Below are 21,536 nucleotides of genomic sequence, written 5' to 3' on the forward strand. Positions count from 1 at the left end.
CGTCGCGGCTGGCATAGCCAGTGGGTCCGATCACGGTTACGTTCCGCTCCAGCCACTCCGGAGTAAGTGCCTTGATCGTCCGTCCGCGCCCGAGTTTCCTGCAACTGCTCTTCATCACACGCGGCTCGATCGTGCCCGATATCATCGGGCAGATTATTGCGGCCGCAGTGGTGGCAGCGCTGGTCGTGCTGGCGCACAAGAACTGGCCGCATGTCGTGCCGGTGTTCAACGGCGCACCCTTCGCACTGGTCGGCATCGCGCTTTCGATCTTCCTCGGCTTCCGCAACAATGCCTGCTACGACCGCTGGTGGGAGGCGCGCCGGCAGTGGGGCGAGATGATCGCGGTGGCGAGAAATCTCGCACGCCAGACGATCGTGCTCGATGGCACACCGGATGCACCGAGCCGGATGCGCATCCTCCATCTGCAGATCGCCTTTGCGCGCTCGCTGGCGCGCAGTCTTCGCCGCTCGGCCGGGGACTTCTCCGGTGTCGCAGCCTTCCTCGATCCTGATGACATTGCCTCGGTGGAGGCGAGCCGCAGCAGGCCGGACGCCATTCTCCGGCTGATGGGGCGTGAGCTTGCCGCGCTTCGGTCACGCGGTGCAATCAGCGACATCCTGTTCCAGGTGCTCGACCAGAGTGCGGGACGGCTGGCGCTGGTGCAGGCGGCCTGCGAGCGCATCCATAACACGCCGGTGCCTTTCGCCTATACGCTGCTGCTGCACCGGACGGCCTACATCTTCTGCTTCCTGTTGCCGTTCGGTTTCGCGGAGTCGCTCGGCTGGGGTACGCCCTTTGCGGCAGCTTTGACGGCTTATGCTTTTTTCGGGCTCGATGCGCTTTCGATGCATCTGGAGGAACCCTTCGAGGACAACCCCAACGGACTCGCGCTGGCGGCGATGAGCGAGACGATCGAGATCAACCTGCGCGAGGCGCTGGGAGAAACGGATCTGCCGCCATTGCCGCAGCCGAAGGATTTTTTGCTGATGTAAGCCGAAGAACCTCGCGACAGGAGAATTTGATTTTCGCAACCCGGCCTTCTATGGTCGCCGAAATGTCGGCACGACGACGATCAAGGTGGAATGGGACAGGATACCTGGATGAAAAAAGACAATCCGTATTCCAGTCTTCCGGCGTCGCGGTACTGGAAGAGTGCAGTCGCGGAGCGTCATGTCACCGAACTCGAAGACCTCTATCAGCCCAAATTCGTGCTTCGTCCGAGCGACCGGATCACGGTTGCGGGGAGCTGTTTTGCTCAGCATGTCGGCCGGAACCTGAAGGCGCAAGGCTTCGACGTGCTCGACAAGGAGCCGCCGCCCGAGTTCCTCAGCGAGGATGTTGCCAGGACATTCGGCTACGGGATCTATTCCGGCCGCTACGGTAATATCTATACAGCGCGACAACTCGTGCAGTTGATCAAGGACAGCGCGGACGGCGTGACGCGCGAAGAGGATTTCTGGTGGCGCGGTGAGCGCGTGTTCGATGCGCTGAGGCCGAATGTCGAACCGGATGGTCTCGAAAGCGTCGAGGAAGCGGTTCTTCATCGCAGACAGCACCTCTCGAAGGTCCAGGCGCTCTTCGGCGAGACCGATGTGATGATCTTCACGCTCGGCCTGACGGAAGCCTGGGAGAGCGTCGAGTCCGGAATCGCCTATCCGACATGTCCCGGCGTGATCGCAGGCGCGTTCGACCAGAGCAAATGCAGGTTCGTGAATTACGACTTCAATGCGGTGCTTGCCGACATGGTGGAGGTGCGTGCGCTGCTGAAGGCGATCAATCCTGACATGAAACTGCTTCTGACTGTGTCGCCCGTGCCGTTGACCGCGACGGCGTCGGGCCGGCATGTTCTCGTGGCAACGACCTATTCGAAATCGGTGTTGAGGGCCGTTTGCGGCTCGCTGAGCGGCATGTTCGACGATGTCGACTACTTCCCGTCCTATGAGTTGATTGCCTCGCCGGCCGCGCGTGGATTTTTCTACGAGCCGAACCTCCGTTCGATCAATCGCAACGGCGTGGCGCTGGTCATGAGCCAGTTCCTGAAAGCGCATGCGGCCGAGGGGGCGTCGATCTCTGCGCCGGCTACCGCCGAGGCGATGGAAGCAAAGGCGGCCCGCGCCAGCCGGCGGAAGGCCAAGGAGGAGCGCCGCGGCGATGTCGTGTGCGAAGAGGAACTGCTCGAGGCCTTTGCGCGATGAGCTTGCGTATCTGCATCGTCGGAAACTCGCATGTTGCTGCTTTGAAGCGGGGCTGGCCCGCGGTGCGGGAGAAATATCCCGACACCACCATCGACATGTTCGGCACATATGGCACATCGTTCCTGGATCTATCGGTCTCGGACGGGAAAATCATCGCCGACAGCGAGACGAGCGTCGCCTATTTCAAGCTGACCGGCGGCAGCACGGAGATCGCGCTCGATGCCTATGATCGGATCGTCGTGGTGGGGGCGGGCGCCCGGATATTCACCATGGCGAACGTCCTCAAGACCCTGTGTCCGCCATTCATGAATGCCGATCTTCTCAGGGGAAGTGAAGGTGGCGACCGCAAGCCGGTGCAAAAGCTTGCCCGCTTCTATCGGGGGCAAGAGCCTTCGCTGGTGTCGAGCGCGCTGATGCGCCAGACCATGATCGCCAGGTCCGCCAAAACGCCGGCTGCCGCGTTGATCCGGCAGATCGCGGCTTCTTCCAGCATCCCCGTATATCATCTGCCTGCCCCCTTTCCGTCATCGACGACACTCGCGCTCAAGCCCAAGAGCGCGATTTCCAGACTTGTCGGCATGGGATATGGGCCGCTCTTTTCGGACATTCTCTGGGACGCGGCCGAGAGCGCGGTGCGCGGAATGGCCGATGTCATCAGGCCGCCTGAGAATCTGCTCGTGGAGGGCCTGCTGACCGACAGTATCTACTCGACCGGAGCTGCACGCCTTGATGAGGAGCTCGGCGAGCATGAGGACGATGAGCTCCTGCATATGAACGGCGCCTATGGCGCAGTGGTGCTGCAACATATGCTGGAGCGGATGGCAAAATAGAGCCGGAAGTCGAGGGCTATTGCAAAGTGCCGTACGAAATGTCGCCAATGTCGCATTCTGTCTATTCCGCGACAGATTTCGATAGACCATAAAGGGCGCGTTCGCGCTCTATTCCAGCCAACTTTAAGAGTGACACCAGGGAGGCTCACAGGCCATGGCCGAAGTTAAATCCGACATCGAAATCGCGCGCGCCGCGAATAAGAAGAACATCATGGAGATCGGCGCCAAGCTGAACATCCCCTCCGAGCATCTTCTGCCCTACGGCCACGACAAGGCCAAGATTTCCGCAGAATTCATCGCCGCCCAGCGCGAAAAGAAGAGCGGCAAGCTGATCCTGGTCACCGCTATCAACCCGACGCCTGCCGGCGAAGGCAAGACCACGACGACGGTCGGCCTCGGCGACGGCCTCAACCGCATCGGCAAGAAGGCGATCGTCTGTATCCGCGAAGCCTCGCTCGGCCCCTGCTTCGGCGTCAAGGGCGGTGCTGCCGGCGGCGGTTACGCACAGGTCGTGCCGATGGAAGACATGAACCTGCATTTCACGGGTGACTTCCACGCCATCACCTCGGCGCACAACCTGCTCTCCGCGCTGATCGACAACCACATCTACTGGGGCAATGAGCAGAATATCGACATCCGCCGCGTCGCATGGCGCCGGGTGATGGACATGAACGACCGGGCGCTCCGCCAGATCACCGCCTCGCTCGGCGGCGTGCCCAACGGCTATCCGCGCGAGACCGGCTTCGACATCACGGTCGCCTCGGAAGTCATGGCGATCCTCTGCCTGTCGATGGACCTCAAGGATCTCGAGAAGCGCCTCGGCAACATCATCATCGCCTATCGCCGCGACAAGAGCCCCGTCTTCGCCCGCGACATCAAGGCCGACGGCGCGATGACCGTGCTGCTCAAGGATGCGATGCAGCCGAACCTGGTACAGACGCTGGAAAACAATCCGGCTTTCGTGCATGGCGGTCCGTTCGCCAATATCGCGCATGGCTGCAACTCGGTCGTCGCCACCACGACGGCGCTGAAGCTTGCCGACTATGTCGTGACCGAAGCCGGTTTCGGCGCCGACCTGGGTGCGGAAAAGTTCTTCGACATCAAGTGCCGCAAGGCCGGCCTGAAGCCTGATGCGGCCGTGATCGTTGCGACCGCTCGCGCCATGAAGATGAATGGCGGCGTCAAGAAGGACGATCTCGGCAAGGAGAACATCGAGGCCGTCCGCAAGGGCTGCGCCAATCTCGGCCGCCACATCCAGAACGTCAAGAAGTTCGGCGTGCCTGTCGTCGTCGGTATCAACCACTTCATCTCCGATACCGAAGGCGAAATCCAGGCGATCAAGGATTATGTCGCGACGCTCGGCGCCGAGGCCATCCTCTGCAAGCATTGGGCCAGGGGCTCAGCCGGTATCGAAGACCTCGCCAACAAGGTCGTGCAGCTCGCCGAATCCGGCCAGTCGCAGTTCGCGCCGCTCTATCCCGACGACATGCCGCTGTTCCACAAGATCGAGACGATCGCCAAGGACATCTACCATGCCGGCGAAGTGATCGCCGACAAGTCGGTGCGCGACCAGTTGCGCGCCTGGGAAGACCAGGGCTACGGCCACCTGCCGATCTGCATGGCCAAGACCCAGTATTCGTTCTCGACCGACCCGAACCTGCGCGGCGCGCCCGAGGGCCACACCGTCCCGGTCCGCGAAGTGCGGCTCTCGGCCGGCGCCGGCTTCATCGTCGTCATCACCGGCGAGATCATGACCATGCCGGGCCTGCCGAAGTCACCGTCTTCGGAACGGATTTTCCTCAATGAGATGGGGCAGATCGAAGGTCTGTTCTGATCGCTGCAGGAAGACATCTGCCTGCCGCTCCGGCGGCGGGCATTTTCATCTGATGGGCAGGCCGAGAGCGACTGTCCGCAAAGTTTGGCGGCGACCATCGGGCATCCCTGAGGCCGGCACTTAAGATTGAACGAATTCAATCTTAAGAGTCTATGGCTGATTTCTGCAACCGTCTTTACTCTGTCATGAGACCATGCGATCCTCGCGGAAACGGGAGCGAGTGGCATGGTGAATCCAAACTTCGACGGATTTGTTGGCGTTCAGACAACTCCTTTTTATCCCGATGGACCGGACGAACCATCAAAAGGAGCCCTGCTCTGGGGGGACGGCGTTCGCATTCTTTCCCCGCCCGCCGGCGGCCACGTCAAGGTTCATGCTCGTGGCCGGGACGGTTGGATCAAGGAGGAAGCGCTCCATGGCGGCAAGTCGCTGCTGGAAGTCTATTTCATTGATGTCGGACAGGGCGACGGCATTCTGATCAAGCTGCCTGATTTCCGCCATATCATGATCGATGGCGGGCATCCCCGCGCAAAGCAGAACACCGGAAAAAGTGGCGCTGACTTCGTCGATTGGAAGTTCGCCAAGGACTACGGACTGACTGCGATCGTCCTCGACGCAATGATCACCTCGCACAACGATTTCGACCACTATGGCGGGCTTGCCGACCTGCTCGATGCAAGCCAGGAGCAAGAACTCGACGCCCAGGAAATCTCGGTGGAGGCTTTCTATCACGCCGGCATTTCCTGGTGGATGAGCGGGTCTGGACGAACTCTGGGTGCCGTCGAAAGCAACGGAGCCAAGGATTTCCACGTTCAATTGCTGGGGGACCGCCCATCGGCGGTGGCCGCGACGTCCGGCGGTGCGGGGCCACAGTTGCAGGGCGAATGGGGCAAATTCATCGAGAAGGTGGTGGAGGCGAGACGCGCCGATGGGCAGCCGACACCGATAACCCGCATGAGCGACCAGACCGACTACCTGCCGGGTTTTGTCCCGAACGGCGGCCAGGCATCCATTCGCGTCCTGGGGCCGGTGGAATTCACCGTGGGCGGCAAGCCGGCCCTGGAGGAACTCGGCGGCGACTCCAAGACCACGAACGGCAACAGCATCCTGCTCCGGCTCGACTATGGCCGCTCGCGGATTCTCCTGACCGGAGACCTCAACAAATCCAGCCAGACATCGCTGATGGAAGCGTATGCCGGGCGGCGGCTTGAGTTCAAATGCGATGTTGCCAAGGCATGCCATCACGGCAGCGAGGACGTGTCCTACTCGTTCCTGCAGGCGATGGAGCCCGGCGCCACGGTGATCAGCTCGGGCGACGGCGAGGGCCACGACCATCCGCGCCCGCGCATCGTCGCGGCCAGCGGTGCCACGGGCTATCTGACGATCAAGCGAGACGAGATCATCACGCCGCTCGTCTATTCCACCGAGCTCGCACGATCGGTTTCGATCGGCCACGTCAAGAGCCTCACGCTCAATCAGGGGGCGTTTCCCGGCATGACCGCGGCGGCGGCGGTGGCGCCCGCCGACATACAACATGTCGATGTGCATTACACCGAGACCAAAGCCGGCGGCTTCACGGCGAACAAGGAGAAGCCGCTGTCGCGCACCAAGGTTGTCGCGGGACTGATCTACGGGCTGGTCAATCTCAGGACCGACGGCGAAACCATCTTGATGGCAACGATGAACGAGGGGAAGGGTGACTGGGCGATCAAGACGTTCCAATCCCGTTTCTGAAGTGCGTGGATACACCTCTGCCCTGCGCTGACCTGTCCGCTACCAGCAATAGCGGAAGCCACCCTTCCGTTTCAATGTGTCGAGATGGAGATGCGTCTCGTGCGCCTGATCGCTGCCGGGGTCGAGCACGGTCGAGAAATACAAGCAGGCGGCGGTGGCGATGGCTCGCTGGAAGGCGCCGTTGAGCGTCGAATCCTCCTGGCGGGGTGAGATTGTGAAGGTCTTGCCCGACCGGAAGGTGAAGCCGGCGATGTCGACGGCGCTACCATGGGCGTGTTCGGAAATCTTGCCGGTCCCGGCATTGTTGCGCTTGCGGCAGACATAGGCCGAGGCCTGGTTGACCTCGGCGAGCGTTTCCTTGGGTTGCGATTTCTTCAGCATCGGCGTGACGACATCGCGCGTCCAGCGGGCGAGGTTGACGGCTGCCTGGCAACGCATCGTGCCGGGTGGGGAAAGCTCGACGCCGCCGCCGATGGACTTGACCTTCAACGGCTTGTCGATGCCGCAGCCATTGTGCTCGTCGATCCGCTTCGCCTCGGTGAATTCAGCGCCCATCGCCTTCATCTCCGCGATGCAGAAGGCGTAGACCTTGGGGTTTTCCGTCTCGATGGGCGGTGGGACATAGGCCTCGGGCTTCTCGTCCTCGCTCTCGGTCGCGGGTTTCTTTTTCTGAACATCGGTTGCAGGTTTGGCCTTGTCCTCGACGGGTTCCGTCCTCTCGTCGGCAGGCTTGGTATCACCGGGTGCAGCAATATCCGGCCGCGGTTCGGGCACCGGGATCTCTTCCGGCAAAGCGGCGGCGGTCAGCAGCAGGATGGCTGGGAGCAAAAGCGGCAAGCGGCGGGAAATGGGCTGTCCTCCGGATCGGATCGGCAGGGTGAGAACGCGCGGGAGCCCATTCAGTTCGTTCTCGACCAAGATTGTACACCCGTTTTCGACGATAGAGCCGTGCCACGGACCGGTATTCCGAAACCGGCAGCAAAGACTGCACCGTTCTTGTCCGCCGTAACAAATAATTCTTTGCAGCCGCGAATGAATCGAAATTCGGAACCGTTGATACAATCGCCGGCCCCAGTTTCAGGTGACCGGCGTCAGTCCGCCGGTATTCGTGCCGGCTCATTTGTAAGGGGAAATTATGGCTTTTACGACATTCAAGCCCGACTTTACCGAGACCATGCCCGACGTTTCATTCAGCGGCATCGCGTTGCTCGACGACATCACCGCATCGGTCATCTGGGATGATGCCACCATTCAATATGGCTTCGGTGGCAACGATGTACTGACCTTCGATAACGAGTTCAGGCAGATCTTCCGTTCGATGTTCGGCAATGCCAAGCCGGATGCGAATTTCGCCTTCCTCAAGCAGGCCGTACAGTCTTTCACGATGATCGATTCGGTGACGAACCTCGATTTCGAGGCGACCGACAGCCTGGAAGAAGTCGATCTCGTGCTCGCCAGCACCAATGACAAGCCGAGGAGTTCGCTCGAAGGTTTCTTCGAGTTTCCCGGCAACATGAACAAAGACGGGACCTTCGAGAACTGGTCGATCGGTGCCTTCAACAGCGGCATGAAGGCGCTGACCGCGAGGCCGGAGGCGGGCGGCGGTCAATATGGCAGTTGGACCATCCTGCACGAGATAGGCCACAGCCTGGGCCTCAAGCATACACATCAGGAGGTCTCAGGCCTGCCGGCGCTCGATACCGTCGGCAAATTCATGAACAATGAGCGCTATTCGGTGATGTCCTACAATGGCGCGTCCGACGGCATCAAATATGGCCATGCCGTCTCGATGATGGCGCTCGACGTGGCGGCGCTGCAGGCGCTCTACGGTGCCGAGACCTACGCGGACGATGGTTCGAGCTATTCGCTGATGAATGCCAAGGGCGGCAAGCTTTCGCTCGCCGAGGGCGCGGTCGAGATCGGTCGGGCCTATTACTGTGTCTGGGATTCGGGCGGCACGGACTCGATCGATTACAAGAGCGCCGGAAAATCCGTACTGATCAATCTCAACGACGCGACCCTCGATACATCGGGCAGCAGCGCGGAACTCCTGGCCCTGTTCGAACAGCTCAAGGCGACGAATTTCTTCGATTTCATGTCGAAGTCGCTCAAACAGGAGGTGCTCGACGCCTGGCACAATGCCGGCGGCTTCTTCTCCCAGGTGCTCGACATCAAGAAGAACAAGTACGATGGCATTGATGGCGGCTTTTCGATCGCGCATGGCGCCGAGATCGAGAATGCCATCGGCGGCAACAGGGCCGATCTGCTGATCGGCAACGAGCAGGACAACAGCCTGGTCGGCGGCAACGGCGACGACACGATCCTCGGCGGTGCCGGCGAGGAGCGCATCAGCGGCGATGCCGGGATCGACTGGATCGACGGGGGCACGGACGACGATTTTCTGTGGGGTGGCGCGGGCCGGGACATTTTCGTGTTCTCGGACGGCTACGGCACCGACACGATCATGGATTTCGACGCCGACGATGTGATCGATCTACGCGCCCTGCTCGGTTTCGAGAACATGCAGGACCTGTTCGACAACCATATGGAAGTCATCGATGGTGACGTGGTGATAACTGTCGGTGCGGACCAGTTCGTTATCAAGGGCGTAACCGAAGTCAACGCCGGTGATTTCGTGATCTGACCGCAGCGTGGTGCGTGGTCGCGGTCGGGCTCTTCCGAGTGGAGAGTCCGGCATTTTTCGTTTGCGCCCATCGCCATAAGTTGGGGTGATGCGAGCGAGGTGAATCATGGTATTGCCCGTGAAACGGGAATGCGATGAGGCGCTTCGGGCGCCGCCGGAGGGGAAATGGCAGCCACGACACCAAGGCCGGTTTTTTCGGAAACACTGCCCGACAACTTGAGTGATCTCTCGGCCAAGGGACTGAAGCTGCTCAATTCGCTGACAGCCAGGACGATCTGGGACGATAGCGATCTGCAATATTATTTCGGCAACGCCGATACCCTCGCCACGCCGGGCTATGAACAGTTGCAGGAAAGCTATGACAGCATGCTGCACAGGGACCCGGACTCGGAATTCTATTTCGCCGAGCTGGCCGAACAAGCATACGCCATGATCGACGCGGTCTCCTCTCTCAATTTCGATGCAACGAGCAATCTGACCGAAGCCGATCATGTCCTGGTCAGTTTCAACGGCCCGAAAGCGCCGCTCGAGGGCTATTTCGAGTTCCCCGGATGGCTCTATCGAGACGGCGACAGTAAGTTTGACGATCCTGATAACAGCCTTTCGCTCGGTGCCCTCAACAGCGGGATCGAGGTGATGACAGCGACGCCGGAACTCGCCGGCGATGGCGAATATGCCAACTGGACCGTTCTGCACGAGATCGGCCATGGGCTGGAGCTCAAGCATACGCATCAGGAGCGCAGGGGAACGCCGCCGCTTTCGACGGTCGGCAAGTTCATGGACAATGAGCGTTACTCGGTGATGTCATATAATGGTTCGGCCAAGGCCAACGAGTACGGGCACGCCGTCAGCTTCATGGCGCTCGATATTGCCTCGCTCCAGGCGCTCTACGGGGCGGAGGATTATGCTGTCACGGGCTCGACCTACACGCTGTTCGATGCTGGCGGTGGCGCGCTGAGCCTGGAGGAAGGCGAGGTACATATCGGCCGGGCCTATTACTGCATCTGGGATTCCGCCGGAAACGACCAGATCAACTATGCCGGTGAGGACAATTCGGTCCTTATCAATCTCAATGACGCGACGCTCGATACGAACAAGCCGACCGGCGATCTCAAGGCGCTTATTTCCCAGCTGAAGATCACGGCGTTTTTCGATCACCTGTCGTCCAGGCTGCAAGATGAGATCACGGATGCCTGGCATCACGCGGGCGGGTTCCTCTCGCGCGTGCTTGCGACCAACGGCGCTGATTACAGGGGCACATCAGGCGGCTTTTCGATCGCGCATGGCGCCGAGATCGAAGACGCCAATGGCGGCGACAAGGGTGATCTGCTGATCGGCAACGAGGGCGGCAACACGCTGTACGGCTTTGCAGGCAATGACACCATGCTTGGCGGCAGCGGTGCGGACATTCTGCATGGTGACGAAGGCAACGATCGGATCGACGGAGGGCGCGGCAATGATGAACTTTACGGTGAGATCGGCGCCGACCGCTTCGTATTCTCCACCGGCTACGGTGAGGATGCGATCAAGGATTTCGCAGAAGGCGACGATCAGATCGATCTCACTCGCCTCAAGGGATTTTCCAACTTCAAGGATCTCTTCGACAATCATATGGTGGATGACGACGGCAATGTCGTCATCCAGATCGGTACTGATATCCTGACCATCGAAGACGTGACGAAGGCCGAGGTGCTTGTGGTGAAGGCCGATTTCCTGATCTGAATGTTTCGCGGGGAACAGGGCGGGACGCGGAATGTCCGATCCCCCTTGTGAATCTGAAAAACGCTGGTATTTGTATTTTCATGAAAACGTCGTCGATCAAGACTGTCTGGTGGTGGGCTCGCTGAAAACGCGGCCTCGAACAGTCATGTGAAACGACAAGACACGAAGCCGCCCGGAGACCTGAGGCGGCTTTTTCTATATCCGGAGCCGCGCGAAGACCGGACTACCAAGGAGAAGACGAATGGGAACGCGCGTACTGGAAGACGGCTCGGAACAATATACGACCAAGGGCGGCGTGGTCATCACCCGCGCCCGCCGCGAAATACAATATGGCGATGCGATAACCTCTTATGTCGAGAAGCTCGACGAGCGGCGCGGCGCGGTGCTCTCCTCCAACTACGAGTATCCGGGGCGCTATACACGCTGGGACGTCGCCGTAGCCGATCCGCCGGTCGGGATTTCCTCGTTCGGTCGGGCGATGTGGCTCGATGCCTATAACGAGCGCGGCGAAGTGCTGCTCGAGATCATCGCCGAGCACTTCGAGGGCGTCGATGAGATCACGCTTGGTGCCCGCACGGCGCGCCGTCTGGATCTGACAATCAACCAGCCGAGCCGGATCTATACCGAGGAAGAGCGCTCGCGGATGCCGACCGTGTTCACGGTCCTGCGCGCGATTACCGATCTCTTTCATTCAGCGGAAGACTCCTCGATCGGGCTTTATGGCGCGTTCGGATATGATCTCTGCTTCCAGTTCGATGCGATCGACCTCAAGCTCAAGCGGCCGGACGACCAGCGCGACATGGTGCTGTTCCTGCCGGATGAAATCCTCGTCGTGGACAACTATTCGGCCAAGGCGTGGATCGACCGCTACGAGTATGAGAAGGGCGGGCGTACGACATCAGGCAAGGCCGGCGACATTCCTGCCGAGCCCTTCCAGCATACCGACGCAATCCCGCCGCGTGGCGACCATCGGCCCGGCGAATATGCCAGCCTGGTGACCAAGGCCAAGGAAAGCTTTCGCCGCGGCGATCTCTTTGAAGTCGTGCCGGGGCAGAAATTCATGGAGCGCTGCGACAGCAAGCCCTCGGACATTTCCAAGCGGCTGAAGGCGATCAATCCGTCGCCCTATTCCTTCTTCATCAATCTCGGCAACCAGGAATATCTGGTCGGCGCGTCGCCTGAGATGTTCGTGCGGGTCAATGGCCGCCGCATCGAGACGTGCCCGATCTCGGGCACGATCCGCCGTGGCGACGATGCAATTTCCGACAGTGAACAGATCCTGAAGCTCTTGAATTCCAAGAAGGACGAATCCGAGCTGACCATGTGCTCGGATGTCGACCGCAACGACAAGAGCCGCGTCTGCGAGCCGGGTTCGGTGAAGGTCATCGGCCGCCGGCAGATCGAGATGTATTCGCGGCTGATCCATACGGTGGACCATATCGAGGGCCGGCTGCGCGACGACATGGACGCCTTCGACGGATTTTTGAGCCACGCCTGGGCGGTCACCGTCACCGGCGCGCCAAAACTCTGGGCGATGCGTTTCATCGAGGCGCACGAGAAGAGCCCGCGTGTCTGGTATGGTGGCGCGATCGGTTTCGTCGGCTTCAATGGCGACATGAATACCGGGCTGACGCTGCGCACCGTCCGCATCAAGGACGGCATTGCCGAGGTGCGCGCCGGTGCGACGCTGCTTTACGACTCCATTCCGGAAGAGGAAGAGGCCGAGACCGAACTCAAGGCCTCGGCCATGATCTCCGCCATCCGGGACGCAAAATCGGGAAATTCCGCCATGAACAAACGCGATGTCGCCAAGGTCGGCACGGGCGTCAACATCCTGCTCGTCGACCACGAGGACTCCTTCGTCCACACGCTCGCCAACTATTTCCGCCAGACCGGCGCCAATGTGACGACCGTGCGCACGCCGGTGCCGGAGGAAGTATTCGACCGGATGAAGCCGGATCTCGTCGTGCTGTCGCCCGGACCGGGTTCGCCGTCGGATTTCGATTGCAAGGCGACGATCAAGAAGGCGCGTGCCCGCAAGCTGCCGATCTTCGGTGTGTGCCTGGGCTTGCAGGCGCTGGCCGAAGCCTATGGCGGCGAGCTGCGGCATCTCGCTATCCCCATGCACGGCAAACCGTCGCGCATCCGCGTACTGGAGCCGGGCATCGTCTTCTCCGGCCTCGGCAAGGAAGTGACGGTGGGTCGCTACCACTCGATCTTCGCCGATCCCACGACGCTGGCGCGTGAATTCATCATTACCGCAGAGGCCGAAGACGGCACGATCATGGGCATCGAGCACACCAAGGAGCCGGTGGCCGCCGTGCAGTTCCACCCGGAATCGATCATGACGCTGGGCTCCGATGCCGGCATGCGGATGATCGAGAACGTGGTCGCGCACCTGGCGAAGCGGGTGAAGGTGAAGGCGGCTTAGGAACATCATTTCGGAGCGCGCCGTTTAAGAGTGGTGCGCTTCGGTTCCCGGGGAGATTGCGGCGGGGTCACTTTGTTCTGGAAGCGACGGAAAACCTTTTCCTACACCTGTAGCTGCTGCGGTGAGAAAATGACCGGGTCGCCATCCTTTGCGATGGGTGGGCCGCCATTCATTCCTGACGTTCCGGATGAGGAATTGGCTGAGCGAGTCTATCAAGACTACGATCTTTGCCACGTCCGCAACACGGCTGAAGAGATCTCCGACGAAGACATATTTGCCATCCGTGTGATGCTGAAAATTCCTATCCAGAGCATCGCCGAGCCGTTTTCGTGGGGTGTTTGGGTAACGCAATCCAGAGAAAGTTTTATCCGCTATGTCGATGCCGCTGGAACCGATCAGAGAGGCATCTGTACTTTCGGATGGATGCCGGTAACGCTCGCCTCATATACAAGAACCGGAGCTAATGAGCCATCGGAGCACCTTGCGTGTGATGTGCATTGGCAAGCGGAGGGGCTCCGTCCCTTGATCACGCTGCATGAAAGCGACCATCCACTGTATGTGGATCAACGTGACGGCATCAGTTGGAACAAAGCGGTGAAGATAGCGCAATTCCAGATGGCGTTGGTGCATAAGCCAAGCTGACACCCAATCGCGAGCGGTGTGTACAAGCAAGTCATGGCTTGACCAACGCACCTGATTAGACCATATCACCATCAATAGACAAAACCGCGCGCAGGGCAAACCCTGCGCGCGGTTTGTCGTTTTGAAACATGCACTTGCTATTCATTCGCATTTGCGAATGTGGCCGGGGCCAAAGGTGCTTTGATGGAAAAGTCGGATAGCGTGGTGAAGCGACTTGCCTTCTGGGGGATTCCGCTTTCGCTCGCGGTGATGGCGCTGAAGATGCTTGCCTGGCATGTGACCGGGTCGGTAGCGCTGCTTTCGGACGGACTGGAATCGACCGTCAACGTGATTGCTGCCGTGATCGCTTGGCTGGCGATCGGCTATGCATCGCGGCCCGCTGATAAAAGCCATCCCTTCGGGCATCACAAGGCGGAATATCTGTCGGCGGTTATCGAAGGTGTGCTGATTGTCGTTGCCGCGTTGCTGATCGCGCGTGAGGCGATCGGAAGTCTCGATAATCCTGCTCTGCCAGAGGCGCCGGTGCTCGGGCTCGGCATCAATGCAGTGGCGGCTGCGATCAACGCAGTCTGGGCCTACGTTCTGATCACCGCGGGCAAGCGCCATCGTTCGCCGGCGCTGTCGGCGGATGGCGAGCACATTTTGTCGGATGTCATCACGTCCGCCGGCGTGCTGGTCGGATTGCTGCTGGTGCTCGGTACGGGATATGCCATTCTCGATCCTGTCATGGCGCTGATCGTCGCGGTCAATATTCTCTACCAGGGCTGGAAGGTGATCTCGCACTCCGTCAGCGGATTGATGGATCATGCCGTCGATGCGGATGAGGAAGACGCGATCAAATCGGCGATCGCGGCCAATGCGGAAGGTGCGCTCAACGTCCATCATCTCCGGTCGCGCAAGGCGGGGCGGGCGATCTTCATCGATTTCGACATGGTGGTGCCGGCCGCAATGACGGTGGCGCAAGCGCATGATATTTGCGACCGGCTGGAAGACGCGATCCAGGTGGTACTCCCGACTGCGCAATGCGAAATCCATGTTGAGCCGGAAAGCGAAAAGGCGCATGGAGTGCGCGTTCAAATGCAGATGTAAGGAAGCTTTTGATGTCGACGACTGATGTTTCCGGGCTGACCATGCTCGGTTCGACCACCCACACGGCGAAGGGTCCGGATGAAGCGATCCTCGAACGCGTGCCGACCCAAAATGGCGCCATGGATTACCTGGTGCGGTTCGTGTGCCCCGAATTCACTTCGCTCTGTCCGATGACCGGCCAGCCGGACTTTGCCCATATCGTGATCGACTATGTGCCGGGCGACTGGCTGGTGGAGTCGAAATCGCTCAAGCTGTTCATGCATTCCTTCCGCAACCACGGCGCCTTCCACGAGGATTGCACCATGGATATCGCCAAGCGGCTGGTCGACCTGCTGTCGCCGAAATGGCTGAGGATCGGCGCCTACTGGTATCCGCGCGGCGGCATTCCGATCGATGTGTTCTGGCAATCCGGCAAGCCGCCGGAACATGTCTGGGTGCCAGATCAGGGTGTGGCGCCCTATCGCGGGCGGGGTTGAGGACCGACCGCCATTCAGCTGATGCCGGTCTGCAAATGGCGGTTTTCTGCGCTTCCGGTGCTCACGTACCTTAAGTACGCTCCGCTCCGGTTCTCGAAAACCACCATTTTCGACTCGGCCTGATCTGAATATCGACCGGTCCTAGCCGACGATCAGCGCCGTGCCGCCGAGCGCGGTCGCGGCACCAAGCAGGCGCGTGACGATTTGGTTGCGCCCGCCAACAAACATCCCGATGCCGACGCCGAACGCGTGGAGCAGGGCGGTCGCCACAACGAAACCAAGGCCGAATGACGTCGCCGTTGCCATGCCCAGCTCGCCGCCATGGGCATGGCCGTGGAACAGCGCGAAGACGCCGACGATTGCCGCACTTGCCGCCACGGGCACCCGGACGGCGAGCGCCACGAGCAGGCCGAGGCCGATGACCGAGGCCAGGGTGCCGGGCTCGACGAAGGGCAGGGGGGTGCCGACAAGCGCGAGTATGAAGCCGATTGCCATGACCGATATGAAAGCTGCTGGAAGTGTCCAGCGCGCCTTGCCGCCGATCTGCGCGGCCCAGAGGCCGACCGCGATCATCGCCAGCATGTGATCGGCGCCTGACAGAGGATGCGTCAGGCCCGACATGAAGGAGCCGTGTTCAGCGGGGTTGAGATGGGCGAAGGCCGGCGCGGTCATGGTGGCAAGGATGGCGGCTGATATCGAAAGGCGCTTGAGCATTCTGTTCCCCTGGCATGTCGCTTGCGGTTCCCGGGCAGGAACCTTTATCTTATGGTCAGGCGTCAATATGTGTCGATACGTCGTTTGACGCAACGCCATATCGCGCTCTTTCAACCAGTTCCGCCGCCCGCCGAGGATCGCGGCATTTACCCTGAATTCAGCGGTTTCCCTTAATCGGAGAATGTTGCATTGTTTTTGCAGCCGAGTCGCCCTATCTCATGGGCATTCGAATGGAAGTTTGGAGAATTGGATGCTCGACGACGAAGACGATGACGACGACAAGCAGAAGAAGAGCGAAGCACCGCTGGGCAAGGACATGGAGTCCAATCTCTTCAAGTCGCGTTCCATTTTCATCTATGGCACGATCACGCAGGAGCTGGCCAACAAGGTCTGCGCACAACTGATCGCGCTTGCGGCGGCCAGTGATGATGATATCAGGATTTTCGTCAGCTCACCGGGCGGCCACGTCGAATCCGGCGATGCCATCCATGACATGGTCCGATTCATCAAGCCGAAGGTCTGGATGATTGCGACGGGCTGGGCGGCGTCGGCTGGCTCGTTGATCTTTGTCGCGGTTCCCAAGGAGCGGCGCCTCTGCCTGCCCAATACGCGCTTCCTGCTGCACCAGCCCTCAGGCGGCACCCGTGGCATGGCCTCGGACATCGAAATCCAGGCTCGCGAGATCATTCGCATGAACGAGCGGCTGAACCGGATTTACGCAGCGGCGACCGGCCAGCCGGTCGAGAAGATCGCCAAGGATACGGATCGCGACTATTGGCTCTCCGCTCAGGAGGCTATCGATTACGGCCTGGTTTCGCGCATCATCAACTCGCAAGCCGATATCTGAGACAAGGCAAAAATCGCCACATTTCGGTACTGCCCCGGCCATCAAGCCGGGGTATTTCTTTTTTGTTTTCAAAGCTCTGCGATTGTGCACTGCACGCCTTGCACGGGCGGCGGAAACCGCTTAGCATCCCGCCCGTTCCATTGCAGCATGCTGGGAGACTTTTCATGCTAAGTTCAGAGGGCTTCCAGGCCGGCGCGTGCCGTCGGGGAAACCCGGTATCCATCGCAGGCCTCAGGGTCTGGTTCGCCGCCTGTCTTTTCGCGCTTTTCCTCTTGCCTCTCAATGCCCATGCCACGGATGTTCCCTTGACGCTCGATGGCGGAATTTCGGCAACACTCAATATGCCAGATGCCACGCAGCCGGTACCTGCGGTGCTGCTGCTGCACGGTTTCGGAAGCTCGAAGGACGAGGTCGGCGGCATGTATGCGCGCGTCGCCACGGCGCTGGCGCAGAAGGGCATTGCGTCGCTCCGCATCGATTTCGCCGGCTTCGGCAAGAGCGATGGCGACACGGGTTCAACAACAGTCGACGCGCAGCTCGATCAGGCGAAGGCCGCGCTTGCCGTGCTCAAGGGCACCAAGGGTGTCGATCCCAACCGCGTGGGCGTGCTCGGTTTCAGCCTCGGCGGTGGCATCGCGCTGCTCGTCGCGTCGGGTCAGCCGATGGATGTGAAATCGCTCGTGACATGGTCGTCCGTCGGCGATTTCCAGGCCGACATGCTGGGCGCGCTGGGCCAGAAGGCCTTCGACCGCGCCAAGGAAGATGGAATCGTCGGTCTCGATCTCGGCTTCCGCACCATCGCCCTGAAACAGAGCTTCTTCGACAGCCTCTCGGCTTTCAAGCTCGACGACGCCATCGCGACCTATCCCGGCCCCTATCTGACGATCACGGGCTCCAAGGATTTCTCGGCGCAGTATGCAGATCGTTTCGTCGGTCTCGTTAAGAACCCGACCAAGGAAGCCATGATCATCCCGGAGGGTGATCACATCTTCGGCGTTCTCGGCGCCGACCAGACCATGGCCGACAGCGTGATCATGAAGACGGCCGAGTGGTTCGCAGCCACGCTTTGACTTGAAGGCATCATTCTCGTATTTCCAGACGGCGGCATGTGTGCCGCCGTTTCTCATTCAGCATTCCCGCCGCCGGATCGCCACCATGTTCAAAGACCTTTCGATGCAGAGCCTCGTCATGGGCGCGCTCACCGCGTTCGTCGGCTTCGCGTCATCCTTTGCGGTTGTCCTGCAGGGGCTGAAAGGCATGGGCGCCAGCGATGCCCAGGCGGCCTCGGGGCTGATGGCGTTGTCGGTCGCGATGGGGCTTTGCGGCATCCTGCTCAGCCTGAAAACGAAGATGCCCATTTCCATCGCCTGGTCGACGCCCGGAGCGGCCTTTCTCGCGACGTCGGGTCCGCTGCAGGGCGGGTTCGCGGTTGCGGTCGGCGCCTTTCTCGTCACTGCTGTGCTGATTATCGCGGCGGGGCTGTTCAAGCCGCTGAACCGGGCGGTATCGTCGATACCCGCTCCGCTCGCCAATGCGATGCTGGCGGGCGTACTGATCGGGCTTTGTTTCGCACCGGTCAAGGCGGTTGCTTTCAATCCCTGGTTCGGGTTGCCTGTTGTGATCGCCTACTTCATCGGCGGCGCGATCAACCGTCTTGCTGCGATTCCTCTGGCTCTGGTGGCTTTCGTGTTTGTCATCGCCTTCGGAGTCGATATCCCCGACGGCGCATTCGCCAATGTCGGCCACGCGATCTGGCCGGCGCCGGAATTGGTGGTCCCGCAGTTCAGCCGGGAAGCGATCATGTCGATCGCGCTGCCGCTGTTCATCATCACCATGGCCGGGCAAAATATTCCCGGCATCACGGTGCTACGGGTCAATGGCTACGAGCCGGCGCCGGGGCCGCTGTTTACGACAACCGGCATCTTCTCGCTGCTCGCGGCGCCGTTCGGCGGGCATGCGGTCAACCTTGCTGCGATCACGGCCGCCATGTGCGCCGGCGAGGACGCCCATCGCGACCCCAGGCGGCGCTACACGGCAGCGGTCATCAACGGCACCTGCCAGGTGATCCTCGGCCTCGCGGCGGGCGCGGTGACTGCATTCGTGGCGCTGTCGCCAGCGATCCTGATCGAGGCAGTCGGCGGCCTCGCATTGATCGGCGCATTCTCGGGCTCGGCCATGGCGGCGTTCAAGGAGCCGGAGACACGCGAAGCGGCTGTGGTGACCTTTCTCGTCACGGCCTCGGGAATTGCGTTTGCGGGGATTTCCGGTGCGTTCTGGGGATTGCTTGCAGGTGGGGCGGTTATGGCTCTTGGCGCATTGAGCAGAAAATACCGTGGTAAAGCATGAGGCTTATTGCCTGTCAGCGTTCATCCCGCTATAGAAGCCGCATGAATATTTCCGGCGCGGACATTTCCAGGCATACGATGACGGCTTCCGCCGCCCATTGCCGTGCGCTGTCGTCGCTGCTTCTCCTCAAGCTTACTCGCGGTTGCCGGGTCCACTGAGGAGCGCCCGGCGGCCGAAACCGCCGCAGGCGCAAAATCGCTCCTTCTCCATCACCCGAATTTTCTGAAATTGTTCGGTTGCCCGCGATTTGCTGTCGTCAAAACGATCCAGAGACAGTATCAGCGAAGCCGACTGCCTGAAGAGCGAAGACGCGACCATGATCATCAAGACCCACTCCGTAAACAACGGCATGCCCGATGCCGCGATCAAATACCAACCCTATCCGCAGATCGGCCTGAGGGACCGGACTTGGCCCGGAAACGTCATCTCGACGCCGCCGGTCTGGTGCTCGGTCGACTTGCGCGACGGCAACCAGGCGCTCATCGACCCGATGGGTCACGACCGCAAGGAGCGCATGTTCAAGCTGTTGCTCGACATGGGCTTCAAGGAAATCGAGATTGGTTTTCCCTCCGCCTCGCAGACCGATTTTGACTTCGCGCGCTGGTGCGTCGAAGAAGGCGGCGTGCCGGAGGATGTCTCGTTGCAGGTGCTGGTGCAGTGCCGGCCGGAACTGATCACGCGGACGTTCGAGGCATTGCAGGGCGCCCACCGGCCGATCGTGCATTTCTACAATTCGACGTCCGAATTGCAGCGCCGCGTGGTGTTTGCCAAGGACGTTCGCGGCATCAAGCAGATCGCCGTCGATGCCGCCAAGATGATCACCGACATGGCCGAGAAGGCCGGCGGTGGCTTCCGCTTCGAATATTCGCCTGAAAGCTTTACCGGCACCGAACTGGATGTCGCGCTGGAGATCTGCAATGCGGTGATCGCCGAAATGCGGCCGACGCCGGATAACAAGCTGATCATCAACCTGCCCTCGACGGTGGAGATGGCGACACCAAACGTCTATGCCGACCAGATCGAATGGATGTGCCGCAACCTCGACAACCGCGAGAACCTGGTGATCTCGCTGCATCCCCACAATGACCGGGGCACAGCGATCGCGGCGACGGAATTGGCGCTGATGGCCGGCGCCGATCGCGTCGAGGGTACGTTGTTCGGCAATGGCGAGCGTACCGGCAATGTCGATATCGTGACGCTGGCGCTGAATCTCTATACCCAGGGCGTCGATCCGAAGCTGGATTGCTCCAACATCGAGCGGATGAAGGATGTCTACGAATATTCCAACCAGATGAAAATCGGCGAGCGGCACCCTTATGTCGGCGAACTGGTCTACACGGCCTTCTCCGGCTCGCACCAGGATGCGATCAACAAGGGTATGAAGGCGCTGAAAGTGGCCAACAAGCCGCTGTGGGAAGTGCCTTACCTGCCGATCGACCCGCAGGATGTCGGCCGCACATACGAGGCGATCATCCGCATCAACTCGCAGTCCGGCAAGGGCGGCATCGCCTACATCATGCAGGAGGATTACGGCATCAACCTGCCGCGCAACCTGCAGGTCGAGTTCCGCAACGATATCCAGCGCATCACCGACGAGGAAGGCAAGGAAATGCCCTCGAAGGCGATCCATGCGCGGTTCCTCCAGCGCTATGTCGATCAGCCGAACGGCCGCTTCAAGTTCATCGACCACCACACCTATCCCGATGTCGGGCAGAAGGGGGTGCGGGTTCTCGCGGCCGAAATAACCGACAAGGGCGAGACCAAGCGGATCGAAGGCAAGGGCACCGGTCCCATAGATGGCTTCGTCAACGCGATGTCGATCTATCTCGGGGTGGAGATTTCGGTCGAGGATTATTCGGAGCATTCGCTACAGCATGGCTCGAACGCCGCGGCCATTGCCTATGTCGAGATGAACACGCCGAAAGGCAAGCTTTTCGGCGCCGGCATCAACACCAACATCGTGGCGGCGTCGCTTGAAGCCATCGTCTCGGCGATCAACCGGATGCTGGAAGAGCGCGGCTGAGGCTGCGTG

At 60.5% G+C, this 21,536-nt stretch carries 18 protein-coding genes; 15 read left to right on the forward strand and 3 right to left on the reverse strand.

Features of this window, described 5'->3' with window-relative positions:
- The first annotated feature begins 71 nt into the window (after positions 1-71).
- The 5 genes from ACSQ26_RS03705 (at position 72) to ACSQ26_RS03725 (ending at position 6,593) form a co-directional block, all read left to right on the forward strand.
- The gene (locus ACSQ26_RS03705) at positions 72-992 is read left to right on the forward strand and encodes a bestrophin family protein (RefSeq protein ID WP_436006396.1); all 921 of its coding nucleotides are present in this window, start codon (positions 72-74) and stop codon (positions 990-992) included.
- 108 nt (positions 993-1,100) lie between these two features.
- Positions 1,101-2,195: a GSCFA domain-containing protein gene (locus tag ACSQ26_RS03710; protein ID WP_436006398.1), complete on the forward strand. Its 1,095-nt coding sequence runs from the start codon at positions 1,101-1,103 to the stop codon at positions 2,193-2,195.
- Positions 2,192-3,025, forward strand: a complete 834-nt coding sequence (locus ACSQ26_RS03715; RefSeq protein ID WP_436006400.1) for a hypothetical protein — start codon at positions 2,192-2,194, stop codon at positions 3,023-3,025. Before ACSQ26_RS03710 ends, ACSQ26_RS03715 begins: the two co-directional genes overlap by 4 nt.
- A 154-nt stretch (positions 3,026-3,179) precedes the next feature.
- The gene (locus ACSQ26_RS03720; RefSeq protein ID WP_436006402.1) at positions 3,180-4,859 is read left to right on the forward strand and encodes a formate--tetrahydrofolate ligase; all 1,680 of its coding nucleotides are present in this window, start codon (positions 3,180-3,182) and stop codon (positions 4,857-4,859) included.
- A gap of 225 nt (positions 4,860-5,084) precedes the next feature.
- On the forward strand, positions 5,085-6,593 hold the full coding sequence (locus ACSQ26_RS03725; RefSeq protein ID WP_436006404.1) for a ComEC/Rec2 family competence protein: 1,509 nt from the start codon (positions 5,085-5,087) through the stop codon (positions 6,591-6,593).
- Between the two features lie 39 nt (positions 6,594-6,632).
- On the opposite strand, the gene ACSQ26_RS03730 is transcribed toward ACSQ26_RS03725, so the two are convergent.
- Positions 6,633-7,511 (reverse strand): extensin family protein, encoded by an 879-nt coding sequence (locus ACSQ26_RS03730; protein WP_436006406.1) that lies wholly within the window; start codon positions 7,509-7,511, stop codon positions 6,633-6,635.
- 217 nt (positions 7,512-7,728) lie between these two features.
- Between ACSQ26_RS03730 and ACSQ26_RS03735 the strand changes: the two genes are divergently transcribed.
- The 6 genes from ACSQ26_RS03735 to queF all read left to right on the forward strand — a co-directional run bounded on the left by ACSQ26_RS03735 (position 7,729) and on the right by queF (position 15,597).
- Positions 7,729-9,237, forward strand: a complete 1,509-nt coding sequence (locus ACSQ26_RS03735) for a M10 family metallopeptidase C-terminal domain-containing protein (protein ID WP_436006408.1) — start codon at positions 7,729-7,731, stop codon at positions 9,235-9,237.
- 165 nt (positions 9,238-9,402) lie between these two features.
- Entirely contained in the window at positions 9,403-10,959 is a 1,557-nt protein-coding gene (locus ACSQ26_RS03740) for a M10 family metallopeptidase C-terminal domain-containing protein (protein ID WP_436006410.1), read from the forward strand.
- 241 nt (positions 10,960-11,200) lie between these two features.
- Positions 11,201-13,390 carry an anthranilate synthase gene (locus ACSQ26_RS03745; protein ID WP_436006412.1) on the forward strand — a complete coding sequence of 730 codons (2,190 nt, stop codon included), beginning with the start codon at positions 11,201-11,203 and terminating at the stop codon, positions 13,388-13,390.
- A 33-nt stretch (positions 13,391-13,423) separates the two neighbouring features.
- A complete protein-coding gene (locus ACSQ26_RS03750; protein ID WP_436015086.1) occupies positions 13,424-14,032 on the forward strand; it encodes a DUF2199 domain-containing protein in 609 nt (202 codons plus the stop codon).
- A 183-nt stretch (positions 14,033-14,215) separates the two neighbouring features.
- The gene (locus ACSQ26_RS03755; protein ID WP_436006414.1) at positions 14,216-15,121 is read left to right on the forward strand and encodes a cation diffusion facilitator family transporter; all 906 of its coding nucleotides are present in this window, start codon (positions 14,216-14,218) and stop codon (positions 15,119-15,121) included.
- 11 nt (positions 15,122-15,132) lie between these two features.
- Entirely contained in the window at positions 15,133-15,597 is a 465-nt protein-coding gene (gene queF / locus ACSQ26_RS03760) for a preQ(1) synthase (RefSeq protein ID WP_436006416.1), read from the forward strand.
- A 141-nt stretch (positions 15,598-15,738) separates the two neighbouring features.
- Here the strand turns inward: queF and ACSQ26_RS03765 are convergent, their stop codons facing one another.
- Positions 15,739-16,311: a HupE/UreJ family protein gene (locus tag ACSQ26_RS03765; protein ID WP_436006418.1), complete on the reverse strand. Its 573-nt coding sequence runs from the start codon at positions 16,309-16,311 to the stop codon at positions 15,739-15,741.
- A gap of 250 nt (positions 16,312-16,561) precedes the next feature.
- Here ACSQ26_RS03765 and ACSQ26_RS03770 point away from each other — a divergent pair, with 250 nt between their 5' ends.
- The 3 genes from ACSQ26_RS03770 to ACSQ26_RS03780 all read left to right on the forward strand — a co-directional run bounded on the left by ACSQ26_RS03770 (position 16,562) and on the right by ACSQ26_RS03780 (position 19,504).
- On the forward strand, positions 16,562-17,158 hold the full coding sequence (locus ACSQ26_RS03770; protein ID WP_436006420.1) for an ATP-dependent Clp protease proteolytic subunit: 597 nt from the start codon (positions 16,562-16,564) through the stop codon (positions 17,156-17,158).
- Between the two features lie 164 nt (positions 17,159-17,322).
- Positions 17,323-18,228: an alpha/beta hydrolase gene (locus ACSQ26_RS03775; protein WP_436006422.1), complete on the forward strand. Its 906-nt coding sequence runs from the start codon at positions 17,323-17,325 to the stop codon at positions 18,226-18,228.
- A gap of 85 nt (positions 18,229-18,313) precedes the next feature.
- The gene (locus tag ACSQ26_RS03780) at positions 18,314-19,504 is read left to right on the forward strand and encodes a benzoate/H(+) symporter BenE family transporter (RefSeq protein WP_436006424.1); all 1,191 of its coding nucleotides are present in this window, start codon (positions 18,314-18,316) and stop codon (positions 19,502-19,504) included.
- A 132-nt stretch (positions 19,505-19,636) separates the two neighbouring features.
- On the opposite strand, the gene ACSQ26_RS03785 is transcribed toward ACSQ26_RS03780, so the two are convergent.
- Positions 19,637-19,831, reverse strand: a complete 195-nt coding sequence (locus ACSQ26_RS03785) for a hypothetical protein (RefSeq protein WP_436006426.1) — start codon at positions 19,829-19,831, stop codon at positions 19,637-19,639.
- Between ACSQ26_RS03785 and leuA the strand changes: the two genes are divergently transcribed.
- Positions 19,821-21,527, forward strand: coding sequence for a 2-isopropylmalate synthase (gene leuA, locus ACSQ26_RS03790; protein WP_436006428.1), 1,707 nt, complete (start codon positions 19,821-19,823; stop codon positions 21,525-21,527). The two genes, ACSQ26_RS03785 and leuA, sit on opposite strands and share 11 nt — an antisense overlap.
- The last annotated feature ends 9 nt before the right edge of the window (positions 21,528-21,536 follow it).

Source organism: Rhizobium sp. LjRoot254 (assembly GCF_964254105.1).
Taxonomy (GTDB): Bacteria; Pseudomonadota; Alphaproteobacteria; order Rhizobiales; family Rhizobiaceae; genus Rhizobium_E.

Coding starts and splice junctions, on each gene's coding strand:
- ACSQ26_RS03775 (WP_436006422.1), top strand. CDS start 17,323: ATGCTAAGTTCAGAGGGCTTCCAGGCCGGCGCGTGCCGTCGGGGAAAC.
- ACSQ26_RS03725 (WP_436006404.1), top strand. CDS start 5,085: ATGGTGAATCCAAACTTCGACGGATTTGTTGGCGTTCAGACAACTCCT.
- ACSQ26_RS03770 (WP_436006420.1), top strand. CDS start 16,562: ATGCTCGACGACGAAGACGATGACGACGACAAGCAGAAGAAGAGCGAA.
- ACSQ26_RS03710 (WP_436006398.1), top strand. CDS start 1,101: ATGAAAAAAGACAATCCGTATTCCAGTCTTCCGGCGTCGCGGTACTGG.
- leuA (WP_436006428.1), top strand. CDS start 19,821: ATGATCATCAAGACCCACTCCGTAAACAACGGCATGCCCGATGCCGCG.
- ACSQ26_RS03745 (WP_436006412.1), top strand. CDS start 11,201: ATGGGAACGCGCGTACTGGAAGACGGCTCGGAACAATATACGACCAAG.
- ACSQ26_RS03715 (WP_436006400.1), top strand. CDS start 2,192: ATGAGCTTGCGTATCTGCATCGTCGGAAACTCGCATGTTGCTGCTTTG.
- ACSQ26_RS03765 (WP_436006418.1), bottom strand. CDS start 16,311: ATGCTCAAGCGCCTTTCGATATCAGCCGCCATCCTTGCCACCATGACC.
- ACSQ26_RS03780 (WP_436006424.1), top strand. CDS start 18,314: ATGTTCAAAGACCTTTCGATGCAGAGCCTCGTCATGGGCGCGCTCACC.
- ACSQ26_RS03755 (WP_436006414.1), top strand. CDS start 14,216: ATGGAAAAGTCGGATAGCGTGGTGAAGCGACTTGCCTTCTGGGGGATT.
- queF (WP_436006416.1), top strand. CDS start 15,133: ATGTCGACGACTGATGTTTCCGGGCTGACCATGCTCGGTTCGACCACC.
- ACSQ26_RS03720 (WP_436006402.1), top strand. CDS start 3,180: ATGGCCGAAGTTAAATCCGACATCGAAATCGCGCGCGCCGCGAATAAG.
- ACSQ26_RS03735 (WP_436006408.1), top strand. CDS start 7,729: ATGGCTTTTACGACATTCAAGCCCGACTTTACCGAGACCATGCCCGAC.
- ACSQ26_RS03740 (WP_436006410.1), top strand. CDS start 9,403: ATGGCAGCCACGACACCAAGGCCGGTTTTTTCGGAAACACTGCCCGAC.